Annotated in this window: 14 protein-coding genes; 4 read left to right on the plus strand and 10 right to left on the minus strand. The window is 47.6% G+C overall.

The window, feature by feature from the left end:
- Window positions 1–11 precede the first annotated feature (11 nt).
- Both ABY734_RS10450 and ABY734_RS10455 read right to left on the minus strand, forming a co-directional pair.
- Window positions 12–1,424, minus strand: coding sequence for a DEAD/DEAH box helicase (locus ABY734_RS10450; RefSeq protein WP_372779023.1), 1,413 nt, complete (start codon window positions 1,422–1,424; stop codon window positions 12–14).
- Window positions 1,421–1,954 carry a hypothetical protein gene (locus ABY734_RS10455; RefSeq protein WP_372779024.1) on the minus strand — a complete coding sequence of 178 codons (534 nt, stop codon included), beginning with the start codon at window positions 1,952–1,954 and terminating at the stop codon, window positions 1,421–1,423. Before ABY734_RS10455 ends, ABY734_RS10450 begins: the two co-directional genes overlap by 4 nt.
- A gap of 67 nt (window positions 1,955–2,021) precedes the next feature.
- Here ABY734_RS10455 and ABY734_RS10460 point away from each other — a divergent pair, with 67 nt between their 5' ends.
- Window positions 2,022–2,285 (plus strand): helix-turn-helix domain-containing protein, encoded by a 264-nt coding sequence (locus tag ABY734_RS10460; RefSeq protein ID WP_372779025.1) that lies wholly within the window; start codon window positions 2,022–2,024, stop codon window positions 2,283–2,285.
- A 107-nt stretch (window positions 2,286–2,392) separates the two neighbouring features.
- Here ABY734_RS10460 and ABY734_RS10465 read toward each other — a convergent pair whose 3' ends face one another.
- From ABY734_RS10465 to ABY734_RS10485, 5 genes are all read right to left on the minus strand, one after another.
- Entirely contained in the window at window positions 2,393–2,764 is a 372-nt protein-coding gene (locus tag ABY734_RS10465; RefSeq protein WP_372779026.1) for a metal-dependent hydrolase, read from the minus strand.
- Between the two features lie 12 nt (window positions 2,765–2,776).
- Window positions 2,777–3,025, minus strand: coding sequence for a hypothetical protein (locus ABY734_RS10470; protein ID WP_372779028.1), 249 nt, complete (start codon window positions 3,023–3,025; stop codon window positions 2,777–2,779).
- Window positions 3,026–3,353: 328 nt separating this feature from the next.
- Window positions 3,354–4,190: a metal-dependent hydrolase gene (locus ABY734_RS10475; protein WP_372779029.1), complete on the minus strand. Its 837-nt coding sequence runs from the start codon at window positions 4,188–4,190 to the stop codon at window positions 3,354–3,356.
- 307 nt (window positions 4,191–4,497) lie between these two features.
- Window positions 4,498–5,859, minus strand: a complete 1,362-nt coding sequence (locus ABY734_RS10480; protein ID WP_372779031.1) for a cytochrome P450 — start codon at window positions 5,857–5,859, stop codon at window positions 4,498–4,500.
- A 485-nt stretch (window positions 5,860–6,344) separates the two neighbouring features.
- Window positions 6,345–7,115 (minus strand): helix-turn-helix transcriptional regulator, encoded by a 771-nt coding sequence (locus ABY734_RS10485; protein ID WP_372779032.1) that lies wholly within the window; start codon window positions 7,113–7,115, stop codon window positions 6,345–6,347.
- A gap of 815 nt (window positions 7,116–7,930) precedes the next feature.
- On the opposite strand from ABY734_RS10485, the gene ABY734_RS10490 reads away from it, so the two are divergent.
- From ABY734_RS10490 to ABY734_RS10500, 3 genes are all read left to right on the plus strand, one after another.
- Window positions 7,931–10,477: a TonB-dependent receptor gene (locus ABY734_RS10490; RefSeq protein ID WP_372779033.1), complete on the plus strand. Its 2,547-nt coding sequence runs from the start codon at window positions 7,931–7,933 to the stop codon at window positions 10,475–10,477.
- Window positions 10,467–11,192 (plus strand): START domain-containing protein, encoded by a 726-nt coding sequence (locus ABY734_RS10495; RefSeq protein WP_372779034.1) that lies wholly within the window; start codon window positions 10,467–10,469, stop codon window positions 11,190–11,192. Before ABY734_RS10490 ends, ABY734_RS10495 begins: the two co-directional genes overlap by 11 nt.
- A 309-nt stretch (window positions 11,193–11,501) precedes the next feature.
- On the plus strand, window positions 11,502–12,710 hold the full coding sequence (locus ABY734_RS10500; RefSeq protein WP_372779036.1) for a cytochrome P450: 1,209 nt from the start codon (window positions 11,502–11,504) through the stop codon (window positions 12,708–12,710).
- A gap of 251 nt (window positions 12,711–12,961) precedes the next feature.
- Here ABY734_RS10500 and ABY734_RS10505 read toward each other — a convergent pair whose 3' ends face one another.
- From ABY734_RS10505 to ABY734_RS10515, 3 genes are all read right to left on the minus strand, one after another.
- Entirely contained in the window at window positions 12,962–13,369 is a 408-nt protein-coding gene (locus ABY734_RS10505; RefSeq protein ID WP_372779038.1) for a PaaI family thioesterase, read from the minus strand.
- A 6-nt stretch (window positions 13,370–13,375) separates the two neighbouring features.
- Window positions 13,376–13,843 carry a PaaI family thioesterase gene (locus ABY734_RS10510; RefSeq protein WP_372779040.1) on the minus strand — a complete coding sequence of 156 codons (468 nt, stop codon included), beginning with the start codon at window positions 13,841–13,843 and terminating at the stop codon, window positions 13,376–13,378.
- Between the two features lie 103 nt (window positions 13,844–13,946).
- The gene (locus ABY734_RS10515) at window positions 13,947–14,456 is read right to left on the minus strand and encodes a MarR family winged helix-turn-helix transcriptional regulator (RefSeq protein ID WP_372779041.1); all 510 of its coding nucleotides are present in this window, start codon (window positions 14,454–14,456) and stop codon (window positions 13,947–13,949) included.
- Between the last annotated feature and the right edge of the window lie 18 nt (window positions 14,457–14,474).

Consider the following 14,474-nt stretch of genomic DNA (forward strand, 5'->3'; position numbering starts at 1 on the left):
TCGGAATGGTGTTATTCGGAGTCTAGGCCATTGATGGTCAATAGTTCCCGATGAAAGCGGCCGAACATATTTAAAGTCAATTCGTAGGATTCCCGCAACGTTGAAGGCGCTATGGATTGGGATTGGTCTACAGTGGGTTGTACAGGAGTGGCAAACTTTGTTCCAAAAATTATTCGCATATCAGATTGTGCCGGAGGGTTCTTTTGTCGTGAGGGTGAAGGCAGGTCGCCGCCGCGTGTGGGGCGCATGACCTCAAATTTCACCGGCTGGACGGTCGGAATATCCTCGGCTAAGCGCTCGGCATATTCGATTAGCGTCGGTTCTGCAGGCATGTAGAGGTAACCTTTTTCACCGCTGAGCCCGTTGGCGCGCAAGATCCGCCCTAGAATCTGTCGAAAATATAATTCCGTTTTTACGCGCGTGAGGTGACAGCAGACGCGCAGGCGGGGAACATTAGTGCCTTCGCTGATCATGCCCACAGATATAATCCACTTATCACGGTTGCGCTTGTAGCTTCGGATCGTCGCTAGCGGGTCATCTTCACGATAAGTGGCAATGGCTGCGCTCTCACCGCATGTGCGCACCAAAAGATCAGCGATAAAATGTGCGTGAGACACTGAGGCCGCGACGATCAGTCCGCCGGCATTTGGCGAGGTCGCGCGTATTCGTGTCAGAGTATGATTAGCCTGCTGAAGGATGTATGTGATGAGGGCTTCAGTCTCCAACAGTTGCTGGTAGGTGCACTCGCTTTCTGCAAGCAGTTCGCGAAAATTTGCGTACCGGTCGAGGGCATTACGGCGCTGGATCGTTATTCGGTCGTTGTCGACGATGGTCAGCTGTGGCGACCGGCAGACCCCATCGGCGATCGCTCGCGCCAATCCGTACCTGTAGTCGCAGTGGATCTGGCCATTATCCCGGCAGTAGTATGACAGCGCGATAGGGATGGCGTCGGAACGCCAAGGTGTTCCGGTGAGCGCCAGCGTATAGGCGGCCTGCCCCTGAACTCGCGAAATGACCCGTTCGCCCCAGGCGTTTGCTGTCTCCGGCGTTTGCCCGGCGCAGTGGTGTATTTCGTCAAATATCGCGAATACCCGCTGGCGTCGGAACAGGTCCCAGAAGCTGTCGTTGATGCTCAGCATCGCCTGGTACGTCAGGGTGCGTCCGCGTGAGCCAAGCAGGCCGTCAAAGGATTCCTCAAACTGGGTTTCCAGCTCAGTCCGAAAATCGTCTGCCACGATGACTGAGGGGGCGAAACAAACCACCAGGTCAACCAAGCCTGCGTCCATCAAACGCTTGGCCAAAGCGGAAGCCATCCACGTCTTACCTGCCCCTGGCGTGGCTAGACACAGGAAGTGCGGCTGGCCACCACAATAGGCTTGGTACGCCCGAGTGATGCACTCAGCCTGCCAATGTCGAAGAGTCATGATTGGGTGGCCGGAAGATGATCGGCGATCACGAATTCCAGTGCTCGTACCCTGCCGAGCATTTTGGTGCAGCGGTCTCGCGCGTCGTTGTAACGTTGTTGAACGGAACTGCGTAGCTCCGGGAATTCGCTGCATAGGGCATCGTATTCCTCGGTTTCACCGATGACCGCCAGGATTTCCCGGTTATAGCGGTGTAGTTTGTCGTGGAGGCTACGCAGCTCGGTCTCGTTCCTGGCATTGTGATGACCCGAGGGTGGCTGATTGTGCTCGGATTTCAGGTGCCCTTCTTGTTCAGCCCCAACGTACCGATAACGAGGCCGGCCGTCGCTGCGTTCAACACGTTGTAATACCCCTTTCTCTGTTAGGCGCAATACATTGCGGTACACGAATTGACGGCAGGCTTTCGCCGTTTTCTGGGAGCGCGCGGGTAAGGCCATATAGGCAGCTGTCAACTCCGGCACTGTAAAGGTGTCGAGCTGATCTGATTGCAAAAGGAAGAGCAGCTCCGGGTGGATGCGGAGTGGTTTCATAGGCGCGTCTAGAAGGCTGAGTGTCTCGAATTTCGCGACATTCTACATTGTCTCTACTATCGAGACAATGAAGCCATCTGCCTATTCACAACATTATTACAAGCTTCGCACTTGGCTCAGGGCCAAGCGTGAAGAACAAGGCTTGTCGCTACGTGCTGCTTCTACGTTGGTAGGCCGGCACCATTCTGTGCTAGGCAAAATGGAGCAGGATCGACGCCGCATCGACATCATTGAGTATGTGGAATACTGTCGGGCCTTAGGAGTCGATCCGCATGAAGGGCTCGAACTTGTCCTGACTTCAATGGCGCTTTCCACCAAACATCGCGGTTAGAGAATATTAAAATGCTGCTTTTTTGTTGGATGGCGGTAAGCCATCGGGAAGGGGGCGGTGTGCGCCCCGTAATCATATGTTCCTGAGTCGCTGAGAGTATCGGCTTGTCAGCGAATCTTTCCCAGGATGGGAAGCGGTCGACTCGTCAATGCATCAAGGGCTAAATGGCTGAGATAAGCTGCCCCGCCTAGCAAAAGCAGGCCCCGCAAAAGCTGTTTAACGTTATCCTGCGGATCCCAGCGATAAACTTTGTGCATGCCTACTCCCAATAACCCTAGCACTGTTAAACTGTGGAAAAACTGCCGATGGTGAGCGTTGCCCAGCGAGGGCTCGATCATGTCGGGTAGCTCGCCCAGGTATGCGCCAATGGGTATTGCAACGGCCGGATGATGCAAAGGTGTTGTCTTGTTTTTTGAGTCATGCTGTGCGATCGCGAAAGCTGCAACGGCGCCAGCAAATTGGTGCGTAGGTCCGTTCATAACTCCACCTAATTATTTGAGTTTCTTCTTCACGTTTTCAATCAGTTGCTCGCAGCATCCCGAAACCTCAAAATTCAGGGAGTCGAGGTTGCGGCCCTTGACCTTAATCTTTGGCTTCTGGTCATGTTCAGGGCATCGGGCTGAACCTACCGCCTTGGTAATGGACTGCTGTAATGACTCTACAAAAGCTGATTCCAGTGCGCTTCCAATATTTCGAGGCGATACCTTTCTGCCGTTTATTTCAAACGAAATATCAATCACTAGTCGTCTCCTCAGTCACTTTCTTTCCGTACGCCCTTGAAGGGACACTTATTGGAGGTTTTTACATCCATAAATCGACTAGTCGTTGTGTCTCGCTAGATATAGTTGCCGGATGGAGTCTTCGTTTGGGATCGTCCAAGAACTGTTCCATTCCGGCGTCCGTCACCTTTAGGGGGATTTGTTGCCATAGTCCCTTAAGGTCAGCATGGATAGTGTGAGTTACCTTTTGTTTTGATATAAGATTTGACACCTTTATCAAAAAGGGTAACTTTCTCCTTTTAAAAAGGATGTGTCAGGTCAGGTCAGGTCAGGTTTGGACTTCTGCATTTCAAGATCTGACTTTTACTTCCTCGTCAACACCAAGTGATTTTCGCCACTGTTCGATATAACTCCACGACCATTTTCCAGCTGGAATCACGTCGTATGTAGGGTCGAAAAATTTTGACGAGACACCAACACCCTTCCTAAAGTAATTTAACAGTTTTAGCGTATCGACCGTTGCATTGAAGCGATAGTGCGTAGGAGAGTACAACTTCTCGACCTCAAGAATTATTTTCCAGCAATCTGGAATAAATTTGGACACTATATTGAACGCAGCACCTATGCGTGTTTTGTAGGAGTTATCAAGCTGAGACAGCAGGCTAATGGTCACCGAGTGATGCTCTAGTTCCTCGCACCAATGCCATTTAAATACATCTAGCACCCTTTTATCGACGGTTTCATCTTTGTAGAATCCAGTGTCTATAAACGTTAATTTAATTACGGAGAAAAATAGGTGCTCCAATGCAGCCGCAATAGCTAGATTATCTAGAATAGATAGATTCGAAGTTAGCCCGCGCATCGTTTTTTCTAGATTGGAGTTTTCGCCTATATCATTTATACCTAGCGCCTTATTTAGCTTCACATGAACTACAGTGTGCTCCCTCTCCTGTTCTATAAATTCGTCAACTAAAATCTTAAGCCAGGCATTATCCTTAATAATTGGATCATTCTTATAAGCCAATACTGAGCGCATAATATACTTCTCAGCTGCGGGTGTTATTAGAGAGACAGCTTCCCAGAAAACCCTCATATGTCTTGTGTCGCACCAGGCTTCGCAAGTGCTTAAATTAAGGTCGAAATCAACTTTCTTTGAGTGAAAGTCGATGGCTTCGATCGTGTTCATATATTTTCTCCTGTCTAATAATGTCGTGTTTATAGTTTTACGACGTTATTGAGGTATGGTAGATGCTTAATCGTTCTTTCCACACGTAACTATGTAAAACATTTATTTTTATAATAGATGCTGATGTTGGAACTATAAATTAGTTGATATGACCGTTTAATGGATTTATGTGATGCACATTGACAATGTCAGGCGCTGGCAAAGCCAGTCAATATTGAATCTAGCGTTCCCGCTGCGCTTGTATTCATAAGTCGTCGATAGTGATCTATTTGTGACTCTCGGAAACCTATCGGCGCATACCGATGTATTACCTTATGCGCTTCAGTTTAATTGGTAAATCATCAGCCGGTTTTGGCAGTGGCACAGTCTGGAGCCGTTTGCCAGAGTCGGCCGTTAACGTGAATTTGTAGCGAGGTAAAAACTGGTGCACAAAGGTTTTGGACTGCATCAGAGCAAAATGCATACCGATGCATTTGTGGGCGCCACCACCAAACCCGACGAAGTTGAAGGGATGTCGCTTGTGCTCATTGCGAGGATCCAGCCAGCGGTCAGGCTCGAATGAGTGAGGGTTATCCCAATACTCGGCCATACGATGGTTGTACTGGGGAACTAGGAACAGAATAGTGTTTGCGGGGATGAAGTGTCCGCCGAGTTCGCAGTCGCGAATAGTTCGCCGTTGCGCAACCATAGCTGATGGATGAAGTCGTAATGTTTCCTTGATCGCCGCATCGGTATATGGCATCTTATCCAGATCGTCGTAATCAAGAAAATCCTTATCGATCGACATCGCTTCATCACGCAGGCGCTGTTGCCACTCCGGATTCTCCCCCAGATGCAACATTAAGTGGCTGAGGGCACTAGTGGTGGTGTCGTGTGCTGCGAAGAGCAGAAAGCTCATATGTGCGATGATGTCGTCGTCGCTAAAATACCCGCCGTTCTCGGTTTTTTCCCGCGTGAAATAACTGAATGTGTCGATACCATCGCCGTAACGCCTTTCCTCGATCAGCGAACCAAAGAAATCCTGTAGATATCGCTGGGCCTTTTTCCCTCTCGCGTATTTGGTCCCAGGAATTTCTTTCGCAACAAACCCCATCAAACCAGTGGCAATATCCAAAAAGGCTCGATTTAAGTTGTTGGCTCGTTCGTCGTTTTTATCCAATCCCACAAATATTCTAGCGGCCACGTCCAGTAGCGTTCGCTTTATGGCTGGAAAGAACAGGAGATCCTTGCGACCGTCCCAGCTTTCAACTGCGTCCTGAATCATCGGGCCCATTGTACTAAAGTATCCGCGCATGGCTTCGGTCTTAAACGCGCTCTGCATAATGCGACGCTGGAGGCGATGTTCGTTATGATCTCGGAGCAGCAGCGCACCCTTATAGAAACGACCAAGAGTGCGAGAGTAGCCCATCTCGGCCGAAAAGTTTTTGTTCTTGTCGAGATACACTTCGCCGTAAATATCTGGCCCGACCAGCAGAACACCCTTTAGGTACGCTACGCTCAGTTTTGACACTGGCCCGTAGCGGCAATACTGCCTGTCGATGGTGCCGTAAAGATCGTTCACCATATCGAAATAATGGCCTATAAACGGGCGGCCATATGAACCAGGGATGTGCTTCAGGTCAGAGTTGTCCGAAGCATTTTTGTAGTTGTTAAATTCCGCAATGCTCATAATATAAAATATTACCTGGTTAGGGGGGTTGTGATGGGCGGGCACAACAAATCTTGTGATGTGCCTTATAAAAGCCTATTAGGCGGCTTCGCTTGTCAGGTCGTTAGGGCAGTGTGGCCTTCTCGTTCAAATTGCACTCCTTTGCTTTAAAACCCATTTCCTGACTTCGGCCAAAAAATGCGTAAGACACACACGAGCATTGCGCACATCTCCAAGTCTCCATCTAGCATTAAGTTCTTTATCCGCCTGTCTAAACTAGCAGCAAGCCAATCTCGAAAAAATAGAAGCATTTGATATAATGATGGATCTCTGTGACGCGGAGTGTTGGGCGAGACGAGTAGCTTATGGCGCAGCTCCTAACTCGCTTCTATCGCGTAATTACTGATCGCCGAGTCGGTTGCAGCGTCATCCGATCAGAATGCGGTGGTCTTCCTTCGCAGTGAATAGGTGGAGCTAAATGGGCGGCTGAATCGTTCGCGCAGCGTTTACTCTTTTGGGTGAGATAACCTGTAAGCTTTTGGTGACATGCCGTAGTATTTTTTAAATAACCTGGAGAAATTGTATTGGTCGCTGTAGCCCACCACATTGGCGATTGATTTAATGGATTGGTTCGAATTCTGTAACAGTAAGCGTGCTTTGTTCATTCTTAAGTTGACGATGTATTCGAATGGTGGTCTTCCTAACTCTTTCTTGAACAAGCGACTAAAAGATTCTCTTGTCATATTCTGGCGCTTGGCAAGGTCCTCTATTGCGATACATTCTGTGTAAGATCGGTTTAGGTAGCTAACAGATTTCTGGATGCGTCGATCGATTGCTGTCCGTTTAAATAGCGCGATGTCCAGTTGGCTTAAAACGTAACTAACCAGAAGGTTGCTATAAAGCTGTCCAATCAATCCGTACCGCTCATTTTTCTCCATTGAACTGAGGCGTGTGGCGCGATCAATCACGATATCAATCGCAGGAGACTTATAGACACCTGGTTCTAAATCAATATGAAAGGATGGCAAATGAAAGAAGAGAACTAATTGGAATGACGACGAAAGTAAAGTGCCGTATACCTCGGTGTTCGGCGGTATTAAATAAATAAAGTTTGGCTCTAGAAGTATTTGGCGGCTTTCATGCTGGAGAGCCGCTGTAACCTCGGCATTGTAGTATAGGCACCACTCTTTAGTGTTCATTGGAACTTTGCCAACATTTTTGTCGACCCAAACGTATTCGCAACTGACTAAATCTACATGGAAACTCTCAATTTTCATAAGCTGTACTTCCAAGTCTAAATCAAGGTTGGCGGCATCAACTTTTAAGTCGAGCTGGTGTCGATGCCATTTCGACTTGCAATCCTGAGGATAGTCCGCGTTCCATAGCGAAATTAACAGAGCGCGCGGCGACGTTCTGGTGGCGAATATTCCGTCGTAGAGAACCGGCGGCTACAGCCTACCCCTTTGCTCGATTATTCGACCTGAGCTCTCAGCACTGATTCCCTACTTCTCCGTCGGCGCTTGATGGCGATTAATCACGGTTCAGGCTGGGATCTAAAATCCGAGAATATTTGACCTTCAATTTCGTAACGCTCTGGTCCACGGAATATACCAGTCTTGTTGTCGCCGGCTGCAGTCGGAGTGATAAAGTATCCTAGATCGAGGGTGTCATATACTTATGCGAGATTGATTGCAATCGTACTGCAAGGCCTCCATTTATATTCACGTCAATGGTAGCTTTGCAGTGATGTAATTGCACCCAGAATAAATCATTTCAATTGGAAAACGTCGCAGCAGCATCAATCACATACATCCATCATTTGATCATATTGCTACATTTTGGTGTCCGAAAGTTATTGATACCTTATAGCGAGGTAGAGGCGGCAAAGCAACTGACCTTTCGGGTCTGAATTTCCCTCATCGTTAGAGATCTTGAGTACTCTGATCCTCAATATAAAGATCGCAATAGTAAGGGCGCCTTGATTGATGGGTTTCGATAAGTTTGAGCGACCTTAACTCGGAGTGGCAATCTCGGCAATTTGTGTATTCGGTTGCCCGTGAGTTTGATAGTAAAAAAGCCATGGGAGAACAATTTGAAGAAGTTACTACTTGTATCAGTGGGGAGTGGTCTACTTGCCAGCTCGTTTTCCTTGGAGGCTTACGCCCAAGAAGGCAGTAATTCCTTAGAGCTAGAAGAGGTTGTAGTTACAGCCCAGAGAAAGTCACAGTCACTTCAGGAAACGCCAATTTCGTTAACCGCTTTCGGGGAAGAGCGCCTTGAGATCGACGGCATTAATAGCTTGAATGATCTCGGCTCGAAAGTACCCAGCCTGACTATCGAACCATTCCCGATCAATAACGCAACTTTACGTATATTTATCCGTGGTGTTGGCATCGCTGACGTACAGGTTACTCAAGACCCGCCGGTAGGTGTCTACGTAGACGGCGTGTACATAGCGCGTTCTACTGGTACCGCACTCGATGTGGCAGAACTACAACGCATTGAGGTATTGCGAGGCCCTCAGGGTACACTTTACGGTCGAAACACCACCGGTGGTGCAATTAACTTGGTCACCCAGCGTCCCACCACAGAGTCCTTTGAATTCAAAGAAAAGCTCACTTTCGGAAATCGCAATCAGTTCGGTTCCAAAACGAGCGCCAACATACCCCTTGGCGATACTTTAGCTGCCAAAGTTGCTTACCTGGCAACAAGGAGAGACGGCTTTATCGAGAATACGGGCCCCGGGGGCGATTTTGGTGACCGCGAAGTCGAAGGTTATCGATTGGACTTCCGTTGGGACGTCAATGACTCCATGACCGTAGACTACGCCTACGACAAGTCGGAATACGAGTACATCAACTACATATATCAAGCGATCCGCCCTGCTGAAAATAATAAAGGGCAGGCTGAGCCGGTGAGAGAGTTTTCTGTCACGCAATCCAAGTATAGCGACGACCGCTTTGACTCGATGGCATCATTTCGCCCTATGGAAACATCAGAAACCGAAATTGAAGGGCACTCGGTCATATTAACAAAAGATTTTTACAACGTTCAGGTGAAATATATCGCCGCATACCGGGAACTATATGACGCATCTTACGCAGACCTCGGCGGAGGTATAGGTTCGGGCCGCTACCGAACAGATTCACATGAGTACTGTGGCCCGGCCGTGAGAGCGCAAACTGGAGAGGATTGTTTACCCTTGGTTGTGCCACAGATATCTCAGGAACAGATTTCTCATGAGCTACAATTTATCGGTTCGTTATTTAACGAATCTTTGGATTATATCTTTGGGGCTTATTACTTTGAAGAAGAGGCAGTCGAAGACAACTCACCGCTGCACCACCAGTTTAGCTCCGAGCTGAGTGACACTCTTCTCCCACTTCTGGAGCCAGTATTAGCGCCAGTGATTGGCACTGTGCTTTCTCTCGGTGATGTTTCAATCGTCAATATGCTTTCTCAACACTACGAAGTCGAAAATACCGCTAGGGCTTTGTTCGGTCAATTTACATGGACGCCTGGCATTCTGGATGACAGGCTGAGCTTAACCATTGGAGGTCGCTACTCTAAAGATTCCAGAGCGGCAATAAAAAATCAGACCGATAAAACCTATCTGCAAATTGGTACCTTGAACCAAGCAGTAGATGTGCAAAATATAGGGGTCTTGGCGCCCGTTCTCGCGCAGATTGATTTCCTGGTGCCGGGCGACCGTGCCTTTGACAATATTAATGCATCGAAGGATTTTACTGATAGCTCCTTTAGCTTCGTAGCCGAATATGACCTCTCCGAAAATAGCAATCTCTACGGAAAGTATGTTCAGGCTTACAAGTCAGGCGGATTCAATACCCGCGATCCGCAGCGCGGCTCTACCGGAACGCAATCGGGCGTATTTGCCGATGAAGGGCGCGGCGATGACACCGACGAGCCTGCAGCTGATGGCATTGTCTACGGTTTCGGCTTTACAGATGGTTTTGAGTCGGAGCACGTAGATTCTGTTGAGGCTGGTATCAAAAGCGAGTTGATGGGGCGCCGCTTACGTGTCAATGGCAATCTGTTTTACAGTGAATACAATAATATGCAGCTTAACTTCGTCCTAGCTGGCACGATAGCAGACACCAAGGTAACGAATGCTGGCGAGGCGACAATGAGAGGCTTGGAGACCGATATCACATTCGTCGCAACTCGGAATCTCATATTGATGCTCAACTACGCCTACCTTGATGCCGAAATTACTAAGGCGGAAGATAAAGCCGGGAATGATGTAACAGACACTTTTGTTTTCTTCTCGGCTCCTGAGCACAGCTATACTGTGGCTGCCGATTGGGCTATAGCCGCGACTGATTGGGGCGAGCTATCATTAAATTTGAGCTACAACTTTATGGATAGGCGTAACGGCGGTCCGCGCTTGGCAAATGTAGAAAATACTTTTAGTAACAGCTACGGATTATGGAATGGCCGTCTAAGTATGAGTCGGGTGCCAGTTAGCCATTTTGGCACGCTGAGCTTTGGTTTGTGGGGAAAAAACCTTGCCGACGAAGAATATGTCATTACCTCCATTGATAATATTCCGCATAGTGATCGGTCAGTTATTTGGGGTGAAACACGGACTTACGGCATGGACATCATTTATGAATACTAAAATAGCTGTTTGTAAATGTCGGCTTATGGCTTCAATCGCAAATAAGAAAGTAGCGCCTCTATTTGGCCTCTGGTTAGCCACATTCTGCGCGATGGCCGACAGTCCATCCACATACCCTGCCTGGGAGCAAGTGAAAGAACGAGATGGCATAACTGTGTACCAGCGTGAAGTTCCTGGATTGAACATAAAAGAAGTTCGTGCTATTAGCGAAGTAGCTGCCTCAATGAATGATTTGTTAGAAATAATCACTGATCTAGAGTCCTACGGGAAAATTAACAAAATTGTCTCAGCCGCGGGGCATGTCCATCAAAGAAAACCGGATAGTAATTATTACTTCATTGTTCTGGATATTCCTTGGCCTATCACTGACCGATCCGCCATATATTCGAGAAAGGTTACTGTCAGCGAAGACAAACAGAACATCACTATTACTGACAGGGCCGATAGCGAGTTGGACATCATTCCAGCCATGAAAGGCACTATCCGTATGGTGCAGTCAATGCAGGAATGGAAGCTAGAGAAAATGAGCGATTGCTCGACTAAAGTCTCTTTAACATCCTTAACTGACCCGGGCGGTCCTATTCCGGCGTCCCTGGTTAATTCGATGTCGATTGAAGAACCTTTGCAGTCGATTGTAAACCTGAGGGAGCTTATGTCTATTCCGACGAATCAGGGCTTTACTTCGGTTGAAAGTAAGCACTGCGCATCTACGTAAGCTCTTCCTCCAGGTGGATATTTTAAATGTAGTTTTCTTCGAGACGTTTTTAGCTGTGTTTCTAGTGGTGTCATTCGCCGGGCGAATCGTTTGGCTGTGGAAGGTGGCATGATAAGAGAGCGCGCAGCGTCATCCAGAAAAGCTCAAGATTGAAGCTGTTAAACACAGAGTTATCAGTTCGATCAGTAAGATAGCATCACAAAACTCCATCATTTACCTGGATGCTGCAATTTTCGCCTAAACCTCCGGGTGATAAAATATCGACGTAATAATCCAGAATTTGGAAATAACAACAGGAGCTAGATACCAATGGCCGCAGAATTACTTCCGATGATGTCACCGGATTATATCGACTATCCGGAAAAGTACTGGCAAAAGCTAAGAGAGAGCGATCCACTCTACTGGAGTAAGGAGTTCAATTTCTGGGTGGTTACTCGCTATGAGGATGTAGAAAATTTTCTAAAGCGCCCAGAAGATTTTTCGTCATCGAGCGGCCCTGGCGGCGGTTTAAGAAGCTCAGACGACACAACTGCCGAAGATGTTGTCGGCTTTTTGCCAATGATTCAAAATGATCCGCCAGAACATACGAGATTGCGCTCTATATTTGCTAGAAGTTTCACTTCGCGTCGAATAGCACGATTGGAAACTCAAGTCCGCGAAATAGCGGATCAATTGATCTCTGAACTACAAGAAAAATATTCTAAAGGTGTTGGGATCGATCTGTACAAGGATTTTGCTAGTCCACTGCCCGTTGCAGTTATTGCAAAGCTATTGGGAATTCCACTGGAATACTATGAGCGGCTTCAATTCTGGAATGATGCATTGGGCATCGGGGCAGGAGGAAGTTATACAGAAACTCAGCGTATTAAAGCTACAACTGAAATGAACGAAACATTATCTGAAATCATTAATGCTAAGAGATCAAACCCTGAGGATGACCTGATATCGTCGCTTGTTAAGCTGGCAGACGACGAGGGTGATCAGCTAAAAGCTAATGAACTGTTAGGGTTCTGTAAGTTATTATGGATTGCTGGTAACGAGACAACAACGAATTTGATAACCAATGCTTCAGTTGTTCTCCAAGGCCAGCCTGAGCTTATCGAAAAACTGCAGAATAATAAGGAACTAATTCCGCAGTTTGTTGAAGAAGCACTTCGCTACGTGGGGCCAGTAAATGGCCTTTTCCGTCGAGTAACCCGGGATCTTGAGTACAAGGGAAAGAAATTCAAGGAGAATGACAACGTCTGGATAATGTTTGCCTCAGCTAATAGGGACGAGAGTCATTTTGAAAACTCCGATAGCTTTGTTGTAGAGCGCCACCCTAACGATCATCTGGCACTTGGAAAAGGTGTTCATTTTTGTATGGGCGCAGCATTGGCGAGACTTGAAGCTCAAATTGCTTTTGAGTATTTGGTGGACGTGCTACCCAGATTTCAGCTGAAACCAGAAGAAGGTGTTCGCATCCCGGTTCCAGTGCTTCGGGGTTGGTTAAAGTTGCCAATGATTCGCAAAAATTGACTTCACGAGTTCCGGGGTGTGTGTTTGTGCGCGTTCAGCGAAAACATCGGTCGCCGTAGTTATGAGCTGGTGGCCGTGGTTTCCACTTAATGTTTATTTAGATTAGTTCAGACTAGACCTGACACCTTTCCTTGAAAAAGTGAGGGTTACCGGTTTGATTGACGGTGACTAAACCTGAAATCAACCGAAACCAAAGGTAATCCTCATGCTCCATACTAATGACAAGATCGTTAAACACAAGGTAGGTCTGCTTACGACTTTGTGGCAAACGCTAGTGATGCTATTGCGACCGGCTCAGCGCAAGATTTTTGCCATCCAACAGCGTTGATTGTATGAATGTGTTTTCCTCTTCGAACGACATTTGCGCGACTATACAAGTTCTTATCGCCCATAGCGGGACGGAGATAGCTCGTTTGTATAGAAATCAATGCGCAATCTTGAGATTGAGTAGAATTTATGACGGCGAGCATCGCGGTCAGCTCAAGAACACCCGAAACTACACCGCCGTGCCAGGCTCTTAAGAGTGGATTCCCCGTAAAAATGTCTTGCCACTTAGTGACACATTCTATTTCAGGCTCTAATGCAATAATATCTGTCCCGAAATTGCCCGCATAAGGTGCCGCTCCAAGATAATCGATAATGCTCTGATTTATCATCATGCGCGCCTACAGTGGTTTTGCGCTGAGTACGGGGCCCGGTGTGTCAGATTTAAATACCCCGATAGAGTTGCAGCACATTATTCTTGAATGTTCTTGAAAGGCTGCTGCACCAACGTAGATAAAGTCGTCAGCAGTTTGATAGCAGCTAGCTTCAACAACCAGGCCTAGCCCGGGATCGGGTTTACGTATATGGTCGATTCTCAGATTTACGGTCGCTATTGTGGTCGGTTTGCCAATATGAAGCATCACCGCACAGCCGCAAGCGCTATCAACAGCTGTCGCAATTGCGCTTGTATGAAGACTGCCATTTTCTATTGAGTCAGCGTGCTTATGCTGAAACGGGAGCTGAACAACAACGATATTGTTTTCTACCTTTTGGAGCGACAGCCCAAGGTCATGATGAGTGCCAATTGTAAAGAACATATCGAATAACTGTTCCATGCTATCTACGTCCGTTGTTCCTAGATTGAACATGCGTCCTTCCACGATTAGCTTTCAAGTAAATATCCTGCGCTCCAGGCATGTCGGCTATAGCAACGATGCGAGCACTCTCGCACCTTTCGCTCCACGTCTACTGTCAGATCGGTTCGCTGGAGTTGACCTCACGAGGCATAAACGAATCTATTCCGCCAAGCCCTTCATTTTCAGGCCCTGTTTTACGAGTTAAATTTTCACGTACTTTGGCTAGCATGGAGATGAATTGCTCGCACTGCTTTACATTAATACCTCGCAAGGCGTCTGAGTATAGTCGCACTGATTCGGCACGCATCGGCGCGACCAGCCGATCAAAGGCTTTAGTTATGTAGATTAGGTTGGCCCGCCTGTCGTCGGCGTGTGGACGCCGTTCGATCAGACCCTTTTCCTGAAGCCGGTCGACAACTTTACCAAGCGTGGCTCTATCCATGTCAGCCAATTTTGCAAGATTAGTCTGGGTATGCCCATCCTCCCGGTGAAGCTGTGCTAACACAAACCACTGTGCTCGCGTCAAACCCAAGTGTTTGATGCGAGCATCGAAGGCGCGCCTCATCAGACGTGCTGCATCATCTAGCAGGTATCCCAGATTTAACTCTAAGTCCTCTCGCGTCATGAAAAATACTCTGTTTAC

The sequence above is a fragment of the Litorivivens sp. genome, from assembly GCF_041624475.1.
In the GTDB taxonomy this organism is placed as follows: domain Bacteria; phylum Pseudomonadota; class Gammaproteobacteria; order Pseudomonadales; family Spongiibacteraceae; genus Litorivivens.

Coding starts and splice junctions, on each gene's coding strand:
- ABY734_RS10450 (WP_372779023.1), bottom strand. CDS start 1,424: ATGACTCTTCGACATTGGCAGGCTGAGTGCATCACTCGGGCGTACCAA.
- ABY734_RS10455 (WP_372779024.1), bottom strand. CDS start 1,954: ATGAAACCACTCCGCATCCACCCGGAGCTGCTCTTCCTTTTGCAATCA.
- ABY734_RS10460 (WP_372779025.1), top strand. CDS start 2,022: ATGAAGCCATCTGCCTATTCACAACATTATTACAAGCTTCGCACTTGG.
- ABY734_RS10465 (WP_372779026.1), bottom strand. CDS start 2,764: ATGAACGGACCTACGCACCAATTTGCTGGCGCCGTTGCAGCTTTCGCG.
- ABY734_RS10475 (WP_372779029.1), bottom strand. CDS start 4,190: ATGAACACGATCGAAGCCATCGACTTTCACTCAAAGAAAGTTGATTTC.
- ABY734_RS10480 (WP_372779031.1), bottom strand. CDS start 5,859: ATGAGCATTGCGGAATTTAACAACTACAAAAATGCTTCGGACAACTCT.
- ABY734_RS10485 (WP_372779032.1), bottom strand. CDS start 7,115: ATGAAAATTGAGAGTTTCCATGTAGATTTAGTCAGTTGCGAATACGTT.
- ABY734_RS10495 (WP_372779034.1), top strand. CDS start 10,467: ATGAATACTAAAATAGCTGTTTGTAAATGTCGGCTTATGGCTTCAATC.
- ABY734_RS10500 (WP_372779036.1), top strand. CDS start 11,502: ATGGCCGCAGAATTACTTCCGATGATGTCACCGGATTATATCGACTAT.
- ABY734_RS10505 (WP_372779038.1), bottom strand. CDS start 13,369: ATGATGATAAATCAGAGCATTATCGATTATCTTGGAGCGGCACCTTAT.
- ABY734_RS10510 (WP_372779040.1), bottom strand. CDS start 13,843: ATGTTCAATCTAGGAACAACGGACGTAGATAGCATGGAACAGTTATTC.
- ABY734_RS10515 (WP_372779041.1), bottom strand. CDS start 14,456: ATGACGCGAGAGGACTTAGAGTTAAATCTGGGATACCTGCTAGATGAT.